The sequence below is a fragment of the Saprospiraceae bacterium genome (assembly GCA_016716185.1).
Lineage (GTDB): Bacteria > Bacteroidota > Bacteroidia > Chitinophagales > Saprospiraceae > Vicinibacter.
In genome coordinates, this window is sequence record JADJWV010000002.1 from 938,303 (window position 1) to 954,521 (window position 16,219).

The 16,219-nt window shown below is 38.9% G+C and carries 10 protein-coding genes and 1 pseudogene; 6 read left to right on the forward strand and 5 right to left on the reverse strand.

What is annotated here, in order from left to right; translation table 11 throughout:
- The first annotated feature begins 7 nt into the window (after positions 1 to 7).
- On the forward strand, positions 8 to 1,330 hold the full coding sequence (locus tag IPM34_05555; protein MBK8955007.1) for a sugar porter family MFS transporter: 1,323 nt from the start codon (positions 8 to 10) through the stop codon (positions 1,328 to 1,330).
- A 442-nt stretch (positions 1,331 to 1,772) separates the two neighbouring features.
- Here the strand turns inward: IPM34_05555 and IPM34_05560 are convergent.
- A pseudogene (locus tag IPM34_05560) lies at positions 1,773 to 2,692 on the reverse strand (virulence protein RhuM/Fic/DOC family protein).
- Between the two features lie 7 nt (positions 2,693 to 2,699).
- Positions 2,700 to 4,076 (reverse strand): T9SS type A sorting domain-containing protein, encoded by a 1,377-nt coding sequence (locus IPM34_05565; protein ID MBK8955008.1) that lies wholly within the window; start codon positions 4,074 to 4,076, stop codon positions 2,700 to 2,702.
- 168 nt (positions 4,077 to 4,244) lie between these two features.
- Here IPM34_05565 and mnmA point away from each other — a divergent pair, with 168 nt between their 5' ends.
- From mnmA to IPM34_05580, 3 genes are all read left to right on the forward strand, one after another.
- Positions 4,245 to 5,351: a tRNA 2-thiouridine(34) synthase MnmA gene (gene mnmA, locus IPM34_05570; GenBank protein MBK8955009.1), complete on the forward strand. Its 1,107-nt coding sequence runs from the start codon at positions 4,245 to 4,247 to the stop codon at positions 5,349 to 5,351.
- A gap of 123 nt (positions 5,352 to 5,474) precedes the next feature.
- On the forward strand, positions 5,475 to 6,182 hold the full coding sequence (locus IPM34_05575) for a hypothetical protein (GenBank protein MBK8955010.1): 708 nt from the start codon (positions 5,475 to 5,477) through the stop codon (positions 6,180 to 6,182).
- Positions 6,179 to 6,691: a hypothetical protein gene (locus tag IPM34_05580; GenBank protein MBK8955011.1), complete on the forward strand. Its 513-nt coding sequence runs from the start codon at positions 6,179 to 6,181 to the stop codon at positions 6,689 to 6,691. The genes IPM34_05575 and IPM34_05580 overlap by 4 nt, the downstream gene beginning before the upstream one ends.
- Positions 6,692 to 6,704: 13 nt before the next feature.
- Here IPM34_05580 and IPM34_05585 read toward each other — a convergent pair whose 3' ends face one another.
- From IPM34_05585 to IPM34_05595, 3 genes are all read right to left on the reverse strand, one after another.
- Positions 6,705 to 8,078 carry an HAD-IB family phosphatase gene (locus tag IPM34_05585; GenBank protein ID MBK8955012.1) on the reverse strand — a complete coding sequence of 458 codons (1,374 nt, stop codon included), beginning with the start codon at positions 8,076 to 8,078 and terminating at the stop codon, positions 6,705 to 6,707.
- A gap of 3 nt (positions 8,079 to 8,081) precedes the next feature.
- A complete protein-coding gene (locus tag IPM34_05590) occupies positions 8,082 to 9,260 on the reverse strand; it encodes a cation:proton antiporter (GenBank protein ID MBK8955013.1) in 1,179 nt (392 codons plus the stop codon).
- Positions 9,261 to 9,769: 509 nt separating this feature from the next.
- Positions 9,770 to 11,062, reverse strand: coding sequence for a Na+ dependent nucleoside transporter (locus IPM34_05595; GenBank protein MBK8955014.1), 1,293 nt, complete (start codon positions 11,060 to 11,062; stop codon positions 9,770 to 9,772).
- A 61-nt stretch (positions 11,063 to 11,123) separates the two neighbouring features.
- Between IPM34_05595 and IPM34_05600 the strand changes: the two genes are divergently transcribed.
- Together IPM34_05600 and IPM34_05605 are read left to right on the forward strand one after the other, a co-directional pair.
- A complete protein-coding gene (locus tag IPM34_05600; protein MBK8955015.1) occupies positions 11,124 to 11,726 on the forward strand; it encodes a uridine kinase in 603 nt (200 codons plus the stop codon).
- A 264-nt stretch (positions 11,727 to 11,990) separates the two neighbouring features.
- Positions 11,991 to 15,998 (forward strand): hypothetical protein, encoded by a 4,008-nt coding sequence (locus tag IPM34_05605; GenBank protein ID MBK8955016.1) that lies wholly within the window; start codon positions 11,991 to 11,993, stop codon positions 15,996 to 15,998.
- Positions 15,999 to 16,219 lie beyond the last annotated feature (221 nt).

The window sequence follows — 16,219 nt, forward strand, 5'->3', positions numbered from 1 at the left end:
TATTTTCATGAAAAGTGGTTACTATTTGAATTATTGTGCCATCGTGGCATCGATGTCGGGATTTCTTTTTGGATTTGATACGGTTGTTATTTCCGGCGCAGAACAGGAAATCCAAAAACTCTGGCAGCTGAGCAGCCTGATGCACGGACTGGCAATAAGCATGGCACTTTGGGGGACGGTTTTGGGTTCTCTCATTGGAGGCATTCCAAGTGATTATTGGGGGAGAAAGCCAAGCCTGATGTTGGTAGGACTTTTATTTCTTTTGTCAGCTCTGGGATCTGCAATCGCAACGGATGTATATACTTTCATAATTTTCCGATTTCTGGGTGGCGTTGGGATTGGTATTTCCACCATAGCGGCACCGGTTTATATTGCTGAAATTTCTCCGCCTCAAAACCGAGGACGGCTAACAGGTTTCTTTCAATTCAATATAGTCCTTGGAATTTTAATCGCATACGTTTCCAATGCCATGCTAAGTCATCTGGGATCAGATTCCTGGCGATTCATGCTTGGAGTTCAGGCATTGCCTTCTGTTGTTTTTATGTTGTTGGCTTTGAAATTACCCGAAAGCCCGCGTTGGTTGGTGACAAAAAAAAACAGCTTAGCACAAGCAGAAGAAATATTTAAAAAACTGGATCAAAACCTGAGTAAAAATGAGTTGTCTGAGTTGATCAATCAGATATCATCTTCTGCGGCTTTGGAAAAACAAAAAAATTCATTTTTTTCAAACTCACTTTTCAAACCAATTTTACTTGCATTTTTTATCGCCGTGTTTAATCAGTTGTCGGGAATCAATGCCATCCTGTACTTCGCCCCAAGAATATTTGAAATGACAGGCCTTGGACAGCAGGCTTCGCTTCTTCAAAGTATAGGCATCGGATTGGTGAATTTGGTGTTTACATTTATCGGACTTTGGTTGATAGACAGAGTTGGTCGCAGGACTTTACTTTATTGGGGAGGTATTGGTTACGTCATTTCTTTAGGACTGTGCTCCTGGGCATTTGCTACAGAGCATTTCTCTATAGTTAGTTATTGCATTTTTGGTTTTATTGCTGCACATGCCATAGGTCAAGGAGCAGTTATCTGGGTTTTTATCAGTGAGATTTTTCCAAACCGGCATCGGGATTCCGGTCAATCACTGGGAAGTGCAACGCATTGGATATTTGCTGCTTTATTGACTCTTATATTTCCAAACATGGTTGCAATCTGGAGTCCCTCGGTGATCTTTGGAGTCTTTTGCGGATTTATGATGCTTCAACTGATTTGGATTAAATTATGGGTTCCCGAGACGAAAGGGATTGCATTGGAGGATATGGATGTGAAGCTTTAATCTCAAGGCGGAAAGCTCGAAGCAAAAAGCTCAACGGAAAAAGCGAAAAGCTCAAAGCGAAAAATTGTATGTACGTTGAGATTATCTTTTATTGGGTTCTGTTTATAGACAATTTTCAGTTTTAAGAAATTGAGTAATAATTGCTATGAATCAAACTTCTTTGAAGCAGAGAACAGCGAAGTTGTGTAAACTGAAGAATGAACTAATAGAAGAAAGCAATAAGCACAAAGCTTTCATCATAAATGTAAAATTCCGTTAATCAAATCCATATAAAAAAATTATCAATTAAATGGAATTGCAGAAAACGACCTTAGAATCTAAACTTCAGCGTAGCAGAACAACAGCGAAGCGGTATAGAGTCAGATTATGAAACAGGGTTTTCTTCGTCGCATATTAAATTAATAATGAGTTGGATCATTATATCCTTTTCTTCCGGGCGACTTTAAGCAACCAACAGTGCCAGTGCTGTAAGACCGTTATCATTAATTTTTATTTCTCCTGAACGCTTGAACCGGTGTTTGTTTTTTTCTAGAAACCATACAAATAGAAAAGCCCCAATGCGTTTGTTGCCATCGGAGAAAGAATGATTTTTTATTACGAAGTATAACAAATGAGCAGTCTGTTCTTCAATACTTGGATATTAATATTGGCCGTCAAAGGTCAGGACGATACTTTGTAATGAACTTTTAAAACTATCGTCTTTTTCGTTGCCAAACAATTCAGTTGCTTCTTGTTTTAGTTAAAGCTTTTTTTAAGTTCTTCGATGGCTGTTTACGCTTCACCGTACTGTATTTCAGATGTGATATTTGAATTGAGACCTTTATTTTGTAATTTGTGACTATCGTATTGATTGAGTAATATAAAACTTCGGGTATAATTACTTAGAATATGAAGAAGCCCTTTTGCTTCACTCAATTGTAATATTTCAACATTTCCCGTAGATTCAATGAGTTTTACCATTTTTCCCAACTCTTCCAATCGTTTGTGATTAATAGACAATCCTTGGACTAAATAGTCTTTTAAGCGTTGGGTTGCCCATTGACGGAAATGTATGGCACGAATTGAGTTTACCCGGTATCCAATTGAAATTATAACATCTAAATTATAATTGATTAACTCTCTCTTAACCAATCTTTTACCTTGGTTACGAACTTGTGCAAATTTTGCACAAGTTGAATTTTCATTCAGCTCTTGTGTTGCATAAATGTTCTGAATGTGTTTCAGAATTGAGGTTCGGTCTGTCTGGAATAATTCAGCTAATTGATACTGATTCAACCATACGTTATCGCCATCAAAACGGACTTCAACCCGTGATTGGTTATCCGATGAGGTATAAATAAGTACATCGTTGTGTTGTTGCATAGTGAGATTAAAACACCGGCAACCTAAAGACTTTTCTGGCATTTCCTACAGAAAATTCAAGAAAATAAATACCTTTTCCAAAATTGTTGAAATCAATGGAAACAATTTCGGTCTTTGCTGTTGAACGGTGATTCCATAATTGTTGTCCGGCAGAATTAAATAATCCGATGCGATATTCCTGATTCTGCAGAAATGATATATGGAGCCAGGCTTGATTGCTGAAGTGATCTGTATGTAGATAGATATCATCAAACAAATGCGGATCTTCAGTAGAATTTGGATCTTCAACAGTAAAGCTTGCACTGCAGGTGGTTGGTGCTTCGCAGCTTGAGGTAACTGTCCAGGTCACCGTAGTCGAGCCTCCTGTGTTGGGTGGTGCACCCGAATTGTCATTCGATAAAGAAGTCTGACAGCCACCGGTAAAACTAACGGTAATTAGCCATGCTGCAAATTTGGAATCAATTACGGCTTGGGTTTGACCTGTGTTTTCAACTTTATTTGGCGGACAATTCAAATTGACAGGTGGCGCATTGGTGACTGTAAAAGCAGAAGTGCAGGTATGAGGCCCCTCGCATGTTGAAGTGACCGTCCACATGACCGTTGTCGATCCTCCACAAACACTGGGAGCAGAGCTGCTGTTGTTTGAAATGGAAGCATTGCAACCTCCCGAGTAACTAACAGACGTTAGCCAGGAATTGTAGGCAGCATCGACAGAAGCCTGATTTTGGCAAGCTGCCATTGTCGAGTTGGTCGGACAAGTCACAACGATCACAGGTGCCTGTTGCACTGAAAATACCGCACTGCAGGTTACGTTGGGCTCACAATGGCTGGTAACTGTAAAGTGAACCGTTTTACTTCCGCCACAAGCCGAAGGAGAACCACTGTTGTCATTGCTAAGGGAAGCACTGCAGCCACCAACATAACTTACAGTGGACAGCCATGTAGAAAATTTAGTGTCAATAGAAGATTGTGTTTGACATGCTGCTTCAGTTTGATTGGCAGGGCAAGTTAAAGTGATGGGAGGTGCAGCTGTGACAGAAAATACAGCCGAGCAGCTGACCGAAGGATCACAGGAACTGGTGGCTGTAAAGGTGACGGTAACAATTCCTCCACAACTGTTTGGGGCACTCCCGGCATTAGAACTGACCGAGACATCGCAACCTCCTGAAGTGCTGACAGAAGACAACCAGTTAGCAAATTTTGTATCGATGGCAGATTGAGTTTGGCAGGCCGCTTCTGTTTGATTACCCGGGCAGGTGATCGCGAGATCTGCAGATGGAACGGGAAGATTACCACCTGGATTGGAATTCTTTGAAAATCCCTCGATGCTCAAGCTTATAACTATCGCAGTTATCGTAAACACTGAAAGGTTGGTTGCTTTCATATTCGTAAATTTTAACGAATATAAGAAAACAAAACTTTTCGTTGAAAAATTTAACAATTGCACTTTTGTACGGTTACTAATTATAAGCACTTTAAATACGGTTCAGTCGTGGAATTTGGAAAGTCACAAAAGCCTGAGCCGGCTAATCTCCTTATCTTTGCGACGAAAATGAGTAAACACGGTAAAATCCTGGTAGCCATGAGCGGCGGTATAGACAGCACCGTTGCAGCCCTGTTATTGCACGAAGAGGGTTATGAAGTCATCGGTGTGACGATGAAAACCTGGGATTATGCATCATCGGGAGGCTCTAAAAAAGAAACGGGTTGCTGTTCTCTGGATTCTTTGCAGGATGCAAGAAGAGTAGCGGTGGATCTGGGTTTTCCGCATTTCATTCTGGATTTGAGAGAGGAGTTCGGAGAGTCTGTGATCGATAATTTTGTCGATGAATATCTGGCCGGCCGTACACCCAATCCCTGCATCATGTGCAATACACATATCAAATGGGATGCTCTTTACAGGAGAGCAAAGGCTTTGGATTGCGAAAAAATTGCTACCGGGCACTATGCTAAAATAAATGAACTGAACGGAAGGTATTTCATTTCAAAGGCTGAAGATCTGAATAAAGATCAGTCCTATGTTTTGTGGGGCCTTAGCCAGGATTGTCTTCAAAAAACGATTTTCCCCCTCGCTGATCTGCTTAAACCAGAAGCACGAAAGATTGCTTACGACAGAGGGTATTCGGAACTTTCAAAGAAATCGGAGAGCTATGAAATATGTTTCATTCCCGACAATGATTACCGTTCTTTCATAAAAAGACGCGCACCCGCCAAAATGGATTTGCTCAACAGAGGATTGTTTGTCGATAAAGAAGGCCATGTTTTAGGTGAACACGATGGATATCCATTTTTTACCATCGGTCAGCGGAAAGGATTGGGCAAAGCCTTCGGAAAACCAATGTTTGTTACAGAAATACGGCCCGATTCAAATGTCGTAGTCTTGGCCGACGACCAGGAAATGGTATCCAGTTTTATGCAAGTGGCAAAGCCCAATTGGCAAAAGTATGCGACCGCTGATCACAATAAAGAATACGTTATTAAGATCAGGTATAAAGATCCCGGGCAAACCGGTCTGGTGTATGCTGAACAAGAAAACATTACTGTTGAATTTATCGGACCCGTTAAATCCATTGCTCCGGGACAATCGGCAGTGGTTTACGAAGGGGATGATCTGGTATGCGGTGGAATTATTCGGCAGTATATTCCGCCAGTTAACTAAAAATTTCCCGAAAATTTCAGGATTTTTTCGACCTTTGTTATACATATATAAATATGTTATAATATGTATAAAGCTGTAAATAAATTTAAAGTGCTTTTTTGTTGCACAATGATTGTCTTCTCTATGGTTCATTTTCAGTGCAAAGAAGAGGATCCGGAAGTATTGGATTCTGCATTTTTTGGATATGATTACTACCCTTTAGGCCTTGGCAAATCCTGGGTATACCAAATAGATTCCATCGTTTATCATCTGAGATCTGCTGTGGTCATTGATACTTCTATTTCATTTATGAAAGAAGAAGTCATGGATACTTTTCTCGATGTTTCACAAAATTTGATTTACAGGATTGATGTATACCACTCCGGGGATACCACAAAAGGTTGGGAGCTCACCGGAAATTTTTATGTGGAAAACAATTCGCTTCTGCTCCATAAGCGCGAACAAGGATTCAACTTTGTTCGTTTGGTATTTCCGGTGCAGCGTGGAAGATCCTGGAATGGAAATGTGTATGTGCATCCACGAAGTGTTTTGCAAATTCAGGGAGAAACGCTCGAACCATTTGAAAACTGGTATTACCACTACGAATACGCAGATAAATCCGATACCATTCTTGGGTATTTATATCCCAGTACCTGTAAGGTTACGGAGGTCGACGACGAAAACATCATCCAGAAACGATATTCAATCGCCAAGTATGCCAGAGGATCCGGAATGATATACAAAGAACAATGGATACTCGATACTCAAAATACGGACACTTCCATTCCATTTCACAAACGTGCTCAAAAAGGCATGATTTTTAAACAACAGTTATTATATCACCGCTCATGATCCAGTTGGTCGAAGTTGGAAAAACGTTTAAATCATACGGCCTGTCCGGTAGTTTGCGGTTTGACATACAGGAGACTTTTTTAGAATTATTAAAGAAAGAGAGGGTCGTATTTTTTATGGTTGAAGGAAATGCTGTTCCATTTTTCCTGGAAGATCGTTGCGATCCCGGTGAAGGCTTTCTCGAATTTGATGACATCCATGATCCCGAATCTGCAAAACTTCTCAGCCATGTTGCCTTTTATATGGATGGCAATCGCATGGGTGAAGAATTGAATGTTGATGATTCCTCTGAATTGGAAGATGATATAAGAGGCTTCTACTTTTTTGACGAACAATCAAAGCAAAAAGGAAAAGTCATGGGAGTTGAAGATTTTCCAGGGCAAATTCTGATTTTGGTTGCAATAAAAGGCAAAGAGTATTATGTTCCCTTGCGAGAAGAATGGATCAGTGAACTTGATTTTGAAAAAAAATCACTAAAAATGAGATTGCCGAATGGCATGTTTGAATGAGAAATGACTACATTTAGTTTAGAATATCGGCTACAAAATTAAAATCTGGTTCTTTGATAATATAGTCTGCCACATGATCGACTAATGAAGCTGTCGCACAGAATGAAACCCCAACGCCTGAATGCTTGATGATACAGATATCATTTTCTCCATCACCAATAACAAGTGAATTTTTTAATTCAATATTATACCTGCCAAGCATATGAGTCATAGCATTTAATTTGCAATACATGTGGTTGCAAAGGCTTTGATGGTCGTGTAAGAAAAAAGATGGTATTTTTACTTCCCCTGTTGCCTTGCTCTTTGAAAACTCAAGTTCATTGGCCAATGTAAAATCAAATCCATACAAATTTTTGATATGGTTGGTAACGCAATCATAACTATCGCTGATGATGCCTATTATGTAGCCTTTATCTTTTAAATCTTTAATTAAATTTTTTAAATTTTTAGTTACAGGAATTTCTTCCACTAAATTCCAAATTTCTACAATGCTGATTCCCTTCATCAGTTTTGCAATTTGCTTGGTTCTTGTAAATGGGTTATCGTATTTGGTTACCACTTCAATCAATTCTTTGTGAAAGCCAAATTTTTTAGAAGCTCTTTGAATAAAACTCTCTCTCAAAACGGTATTATCCATATCAAAGATGGCAAGCTTTTTAAGAGCTCCAAGACTTTCGCGAATTGCAAAATCCATTTGTTCCCGGATTACAGAAATATTTTCAAATGTTTCAAGTGTCTGTATTTTATTGTTTTTGGATTTATCTATAATGGTTTTTGCAACTTCCCTGGACATTTTCCCTAATTGATCCAGCGATTGCATGCGATTTTCAATATGCCCAATATTGACTTCTGCTACCCTGGCATTCAGGGCATACATGTCGATGACCAGTCCAATGTCAACTCCATAACCCTCCTCAAATACACACTTTTTAAATAATGATTTTTTTCCGGCTATCATTCCGCTCAGGGGTTGTTTTAGTTCTGGAAAACTGGGATAGAGAATATTGAGAAGAGGCTTGGCTACCAGTTCAGTTACTCTTCCGGCTTGTCTTGTAAAATAAGACTTTACAAAATCGACTTGATTGGAAAGAATGGGTTCTGTAAGCAATTCGATGGTATTCTCCTGGTACGTTTCTATATCAGCGTCTAAAAATACGATCACCTCATTTTTTGAGGCTAACATTCCTTCATACATGGATGGACCTTTACCTAATTTTGTACTCGTCACAACTTTTGCTCCGGCATTAATTGCCGATTCGATAGTTGAATCCATTGATTTGTCATCAACAACGATCACCTCATTTACTTTTGAATTTTTAAAACAAAGTTGGATTACATTTCCAATGGTGGTTTGTTCGTTGAGCGCAGGAATAATAACGGTTACCATAGTTTAAATTACCTTGTTAATTAATGGTTGTTGATTTTTGGTTGCAATTAAACCATATACCATAAATAAACAACTTATGATTATTATTTGAGTGACCAGTGCTTTATTTATTACCGGAATAAATTCTGAAATTGGAATGGATAAAAATAACAATATAGATATGAGTCCGCGGGGAGCCAGGTGGAGTAGTGGTACCGTAGGTAAATTGATTATTTTCAACGTAACAAAACGGATAACAAATATGATTATAATAAATGCAATTGCAATGGCCAGTGAATTTAAATTCATGATTTCATTTGCCTGAATTTGAAATCCGAAAACCAGAAAAAATATCGATCTAATCAGGAATGTAAATTCAATGATCAGTTCTTTAAACTTATGAACTTCCCTGTTTAATATTTCCGGGTGCAATTTTTGAATGAACTTATAATTTTTGAATTCATCCAAATTTCCAAGGAAAAGTCCTAATATCAGAACAAATATTAACCCTGGAAGATACAAGGCTTTAGACAGAGCGTATATAAGAACAATGATGATAACGATTGGAAGAAATTTAATTTTATGCTGGATGCGATGCAGCATATAAGCCAGGCCAAAAGTTGCAGCGGCTGACAAAATAATGACCCAGATGATTTGTGAGATAAACTGAATGAAACTTTGGATGGATAATACATGATTAATTAAAAAGAAGTTAAAGAGCAGAACTCCCATAATATCTGACAAACTACTTTCATAAGTAACGAACTCACGCGTAGGTTTTATCAGATATTTGGATGCTGGAATCGCAATGGCACTGCTGATTATACACAAGGGAATGCTGTTTAAAATGCATTTTGTGAGTGGTTCCTTGAAATAAACAAACAACAAAAAAGAAATTATTCCGACAGACAGGAGCATGGGTATTAAAGCAGATGCGATGGATTTTTTTATCAACTGGAATTTGCTTTTATTTAGTTCGAGTTCGAGAGCTCCTTCCAATACAATTAAAATCAGTCCTATGGTTCCGAGCGCTGGTAGAATTTTTTCGAGACCATCAACGCTAAACCGGAGTACTATACAAGTTTGGTTTAAAAGAAACCCAAATGCCAGAAGGAACAATACAGATGGAATTTTAGTCGTCCTGGCACTGATTTCTACCAGGTACGCTAAAAGTAAAGCGATGCAAATTGCAATGAGGATCATTCTAATCGGGCTGTTTGTGATAAAGTTTTTACTAAAAACTTTAAGTACGAATAGGATATTTCCAAAAATAGTGACTTTTTCTAAATTAATAAAATTAATAAAGCATTTTTTTGGGTTATGCCCAAAAAGACCACGAATTACATATTTAGGGGACTTGTAGAAGTGCCCTGTATTATATATTAAATATTTTTTTAAATTAGCTTAACATGGGTATAAACTGGCGCTTATATTATTTGTATACAATTTTCAATTTAATGGGATGGAAATCATTTTCGCAAATTATCAACTTCTATTACAATGGGATTGAAGCCACAATGTTGCACAAAGCGTTTCTTGAAAAATTCATCGCTGGTGCAAGTCTTCCGCCAAAAGGCGGACAAATCCGACTTGTGCTTATGAAAAAAATACAATTCCCGAAATTATTTACGTTGTCACATGTCGGAAGACTTGCGCCAGCCGAGTAAAAGTCGAAAAGTCGATTTCCCGTTTCCCTTTTGGCCAACTTAAACTCAAAACAAATGCGTTACAATATTCGCCACACAGGCTGTCAACAGGCAGGCGATGGTTCCGCCAATTAAAGACTTCAGGCCAAGTTGTGTAAGGTTGAGTCTTTGCGATGGAGCCAGAGATCCAATGCCTCCAATCTGAATGCCAATGGATGCAAAATTAGAAAATCCGCACAAGGCATAGGTTGCAATTAAAATAGATTTATCATCGAGCAACTGCGCATTTTTCATGTCTGCAAGTGATAAGTATGCAACAAATTCATTGAGAATTGTTTTTTCACCGAGCAATTGTCCAACAGGTATGATGTAATTGCTGTCGACTCCGATGATCCATGCTATGGGTGAAAACAGAATTCCCATGATGTATTGTAAATTAAATTCTTTATATTTTCCAAGTGTAGCTTTCGACAACCAATGATTCAATCCAGTACTTTCGCCAACCTGAGTCAATACTATGTTGACGAGATATACCATGGCCATAAAGGCGAGCAACATAGCTCCAACATTGACTGCAAGTTTTAATCCGTCGGTTGTACCGTGCGACAACGCGTCGAGAAAATTTTCTCCCATTTGCGTTTTAGGGATTTCGAGATTCTGGTTGACTTGTTCTGTTTCAGGATATAAAATTTTCGCTGTAAGGATGGCTGCCGGTGCAGAAATGATGGATGCGGTCAGCAAATGTAATCCGAAGTATAACATTTGTTGTTCGTTGCCTCCACCTAACATAGCCATATAGGCACCAAATACACTTCCTGCTATGGTTGCCATTCCTCCGGTCATCAGACATAACATTTCAGATTTGGTCATGGACGGGAGATAGGGTTTAATGACCAGCGGGGCTTCCGTTTGTCCCACAAATACATTGACCGCAGATGCCAAACTTTCGGCTCCCGATAACTTAAAGGATTTGTTCATGAGCCATGCGAAACCGAAAACGACTTTCTGGAGAATTCCAAGATAGTAAAGTATTGAGGAAAGCGCTGAAAAGAAAATGATGGTGGGCAATATCAAAAAGGCAAATCCAAAAGGATTGCCGGGTTTTGCGAGATCCCCAAATAAAAAGGAAGCTGATTTACCAGAGGATTCGATCATGATGGAAAAGAATTTTACAATGTATTCAAAGAGATGCGTAATCAGGGGGACCTGGATCAGCAGGAATGCGATCACAATTTGAAACAGAGCGGCGCCCCCCACCAACGACCATTTAATTTGTTTTTTATTGGCACTCAGGAAATAGCAGATTAAAATCAACACAGAGATCCCCAACAGACCGCGTCCTATTTCAATAATATTCATACCTTTGGTTATTAATCGAGCTTAAAAATAAGCGAATATTTATTCCATACCCTATTAAAATATGTTGATCGGAATATCTGGAGGCAGTGGTGCAGGAAAAACAGCATTTATCCGTTCACTCCGTGAAAAATTCAAAGAGCAACAATTGGGTCTGATCTCCGAGGATAATTATTATAAACCAAGGCATTTACAGCAGTGCGATCCCATGGGCGTTATCAATTTTGATATCCCTGACGCCATAGATCACGAGGCATTCATGACTGATCTGAAAAAACTGCAACAGAATGAAATTGTCCAACGCATAGAATATACTTTCAACAATCAATTTCAGGAAGCTAAAACGGTGACCATTGTTCCGGCTCCGGTTTATTTGGTGGAAGGCTTATTTATCCTGCATCACGAGGATACCAGGGCTTTGCTGGACCTCACGGTTTTGATCCACGCCAAAGATAATTTAAAAATTATCCGGAGAATACAGCGCGATAAATCCGAAAGGAATTATCCACTTGAAGATGTCTTATACAGGTATCAACATCACGTGGCACCGGCCTATGAAAAGTACATCGAACCCTATCTGGACGAGATCGATATCATCATCAACAACAACAGAAGTTTTGAAAAGGGGGTCGAACTCATTGCTGCTTATATTTTAAACAACCAATAACGGATCGCGTCGAAAGACCATCCCGGTCTTTTCCCACCGCCCTCATTCACCCTTCATATTTAAAATATATTTTATGGGTATTTTTTTAATATATTACTATTTAAATATATTTAAGTAATTAATATTCAGTTTAATATAAGAATTTTAATCCAACATTAGGGCATCAACTTATTCATATTATAATTTTTTGGTATATAATTTGCAGGTTCATGGTTTGAGCTGAAACTACACGCATTTATTCAATATCATAAAATTAGTGAATCCATGAACCGATGTAAGTACATTTTTAAAAGTTTTCTCTGCCTGATCCTTTTAACGGGACTTTCGGGTTTCAACAACCTGATCAGCCGGTCCGATTTCAACAGGGAAATGATGCCACCTATGGCATGTAACGACCTCGTACATGTTTCTCTGGATACCAATTGTCAGGCTTCGTTGTTCCCTTCTATGGTTTTAGAAGATATGATCGGAGTCAATGCTGACTATGCAATCGTTGTGTATTACAGTAACGGGACTGCTCAAAATGACTTGAATTTTGATCATACCGACATCAATAACATGTACGATTATAAAATCTGGCATGTGGCTACAGGAAATTCCTGTTGGGGAAAAATTTTAATAGAAGATAAATATCCGCCGCAATTGTGGTGCTCCAATGATACAGTGAGATGCGGTGCCATGCTCTCTCCATATCATCTTGGTTATCCCATTCCTACCTGGATTTCGGTCATAATAGATTCAATTGACCCGCAACATTTTGTTATATATGGATGGGACAAATGTGGTCCGGCGTATTTGTCATTTACAGATTACGTTTACAACAATACTTGCGACAGTGCTTATCTAAGGAAAATTGTAAGGGCCTGGAAAGCTGAAGATTCATACGGAAATGTAAATTATTGCAACGATACCATATGTATCATCAAACCTACGAGCTTGGATATTGTGTATCCAAATGATTTTGATGGATTTGATGAACCCACTTTAAAGTGCGATTCGATTTTTAAAAAATTGCCTGATGGGAATCCACATCCCGATTTTACCGGATGGCCTGTTCCGAAATCTTGTTCGACTTTAAATGCAAGTTTTTCAGATCTCAAAATACCGGTTTGTGGAAATACTTATAAAATATTAAGAAGATGGGTGATCCTGGATTGGTGTTCAGGAAAGGTGATTGATCACAACCAGATTATTAAAGTCATTGATGAAGTTGCACCTGAAGTAGTCTGTCCGAAAGATTTTACCATGGGCATGAAAGTATATACCTGTGGAAGTGAAGGAAAACTTCCTGAACCACTTTCTGTGATTGATTGCAACAGCTGGACTTACGATGTATTTTCCAGACTGGAGAATCCAATACCGGGTTTGCCCGATATCATCAGCAAACAGTATATCGAATACGATAAAAACCAGAAATGTTTCTTTTTAAGAGGAGCTCCTGAAGGGAGGATCTGGATTGATTATGTAGTAGAAGATGCCTGTGGAAATGTTACCCATTGTACTATGGAAGTTGGTGTGGTGGATGATCTCGCTCCTATCCCGATATGCGATCAAAAAACAGTTGTTAGTTTGGGTGCTGACGGTACAGCTAAAATCTTTGCGGAGACATTTGACGATGGATCGCTGGACAATTGCGGCATAAGTGGCTTTTTAGTCAGGAGAATGCAGGATACCTGCCATTCCGGTACAGATGATTTCGGACCCTTTGTTAGCTTTTGTTGTGCCGATGTGGGTCAAATCGTGATGGTTGCATTGGAAGTGACCGATCATTACAGAAATAAAAATACCTGCATGATTGAAGTGACTGTTCAGGATAAGGAACCACCTGTCATCATTCCTCCAACAGATATAACCGTACATTGCGATTTTCCAATTGATTTAGACGACCTCAGTATTTTTGGACATCTCAGAACCAATGATGCCGACCGAAAGCCAATCATCATACCAGACAGTTATTATGCTCATTTAAATTACATTGCCGGTTTAGATGGTTGGGTGTATGATAATTGCGATGTACAAGTTGAAGAGCGATTTGAAAAGAATATCCAATGCAACTCCGGATATATCCTGAGAATTTTTAAAGCAACAGATCTTCAGGGATTAATGACTGAAAGACAACAAAAAATTACGCTTATCAATACACAGCCATTTACAAAGAATGATATCGTTTGGCCAAAAAATATAGAGATACATACATGTGATAACGTCATGACCCATCCGGATCATACGGGTTATCCGTTGTATACCAATACAACCTGTGCACAGGTTGCCGCAAATTACGATGATCTGAAACTGGCTGTTTTAGACAGCACCTGTTATAAGATCCTCAGAAAATGGGTGGTGATCGATTGGTGTCAATACGATAGAGTAACAGGAGCCGGAATTTGGGATACCACGCAAATTATAGCTGTGAAAAGTTCTGAGCCTCCTACACTGGAGTCCTGTGCACCAAAAGATTTTTGCGATCCGCTGTCTTTTTACGACAACAACACCCGCATTTGTATGGGCTCATATGCTTTGACCGGTGCCGGATATGACGACTGCACAGAAGATCAAAACCTTATCTGGATTTATAAAATTGATGAAAATAACGATGGTAGTTTCGGACCGGATAACTATGGTCAGCAAGCAAATGGCATCTTGCCATTAGGTACCCACAAGATCAGATGGACATTGAGAGATCAGTGTGGCAACACCTCTGTTTGCGATCAGTTATTTACCATCAGCGATTGCAAAAAGCCAACGCCTTACTGTATTAACGGAGTTGTAACAGTAGTGATGCAAACCAATGGTGAAGTTACGGTTTGGGCGAAAGATTTTAATCTGGCGAGTTTCGACAATTGTACGCGTCCTGAACGATTGAAGTATTCTTTTAGTTCTGATACCACACATACATCAATTACGTACAATTGCGATAGTTTGGAAAGACAAAGTGTCATTACCAAAATCGTTAGAATCTATGTAACGGATGAGTATGGAAATCAGGACTACTGCGAAACCAGCATCCGGATCCAGGATAATAACAATGCTTGTCCGGGTACCAATCCAGGCTTCAGCATTTCCGGAAAAGTGAACAGAGAAAATACAGACGCCATACCGGGAACTTACATACATTTGATTAACAACACTACACAATCTGAATGGGATAAACAGACCACAGACATTCAGGGAACTTACACATTTAAGGATTTAAAAATTAATGACTTTCATTTGAAAGCGAGCAAAAACGATGATTTAACCAATGGTGTCAGTACGCTGGATATAGTTTTGATTCAAAGACATATTTTAGGAGTGAAACTTTTAAATTCGCCGTATAAAATCCTTGCGGCAGATGTCAACAATTCAAATAATCTGACAGCGAAAGATATTTCCGATATCAGGAGAGCCATACTTGGAGTGATTAACGAATGGCCCAATCAAACTCCGGTATGGAAATTTATAAACAGTTCTAAACCATTTAATCAACCGGAGCAACCCTGGGATGCCAGTTACAAATACGAGAGTGCTGATTTAACTGATGTATTGGATGATCTCAGTTTTATGGGAATAAAAACGGGCGATATCGATCAGAGTGCAGAGATCCAGTTTGGAAGTGTTCAAAGCAGAAGTTCCCAGGCAATTACTCTGAATGCAGAATTGATTCGTTTGGATGCAGAATATTCCAGATTAATTTTTACACTCCAAAATCCGGTTTCTATTGATGGATTGCAATTGGGTGTGAGACTTTCTGAAGGGGTGGAGATTGTGACCATAGAAAAAGGAGAAGTGAAAGTTTCAACTGATCTTTATCGGATTGAAGGAAATAAATTTAAGTTAAGCTGGGCTGCAGAAAACGAAGTTGAAATTCAACCTGGAGAACCAATATTTAGTGTATTGATTAGAAATCTGCCAAAAGGTTCGGCTGGATACATCCGGAAAATTGAAGGATTTTCAAACGAGATCTACATAGATGAATCCACCCATCAACTCGAGTTGAAATGGATCCGTGATGAAATTCAAAATTCGACAGGCATGCTGGTAAATGCATTGCAGCCGAATCCATTTAGTGAAATGGCGGTATTGTCGTTTGAAATGCCCCAAGCGGGAGAAGTTGAATTTAAGATCTTTACCCCATCCGGAAAATTGTTGCATACAAAGAGATTGGCAGCCGGGCAGGGGAGCAATGAAATTCAAATTCTTAAAGCAGAGATAACCAGCTCTGGTTTAATGTATTATACACTTTCGAGCGATTTTGGAAATGCATCCGGTAAAATGCTAATCTTAGGAAATTGATCGTAATCTTATAAAATTCCAAGCCGGCTCAGGGCCGGCTTTTTTTTTTGGCTAAACCCAGGAAAATCAGCTAAAACTGATCCGGAATCCCATGGATTAGCTTTTCAAAAAAAACAAATATATTTTTTTTTAATATTTTTATACTTATTTGATAACAAGTTATATATTTGCAACGTAGATATATAATTTTTATCTACCCCATAAACTTAGATCTCTTTAGG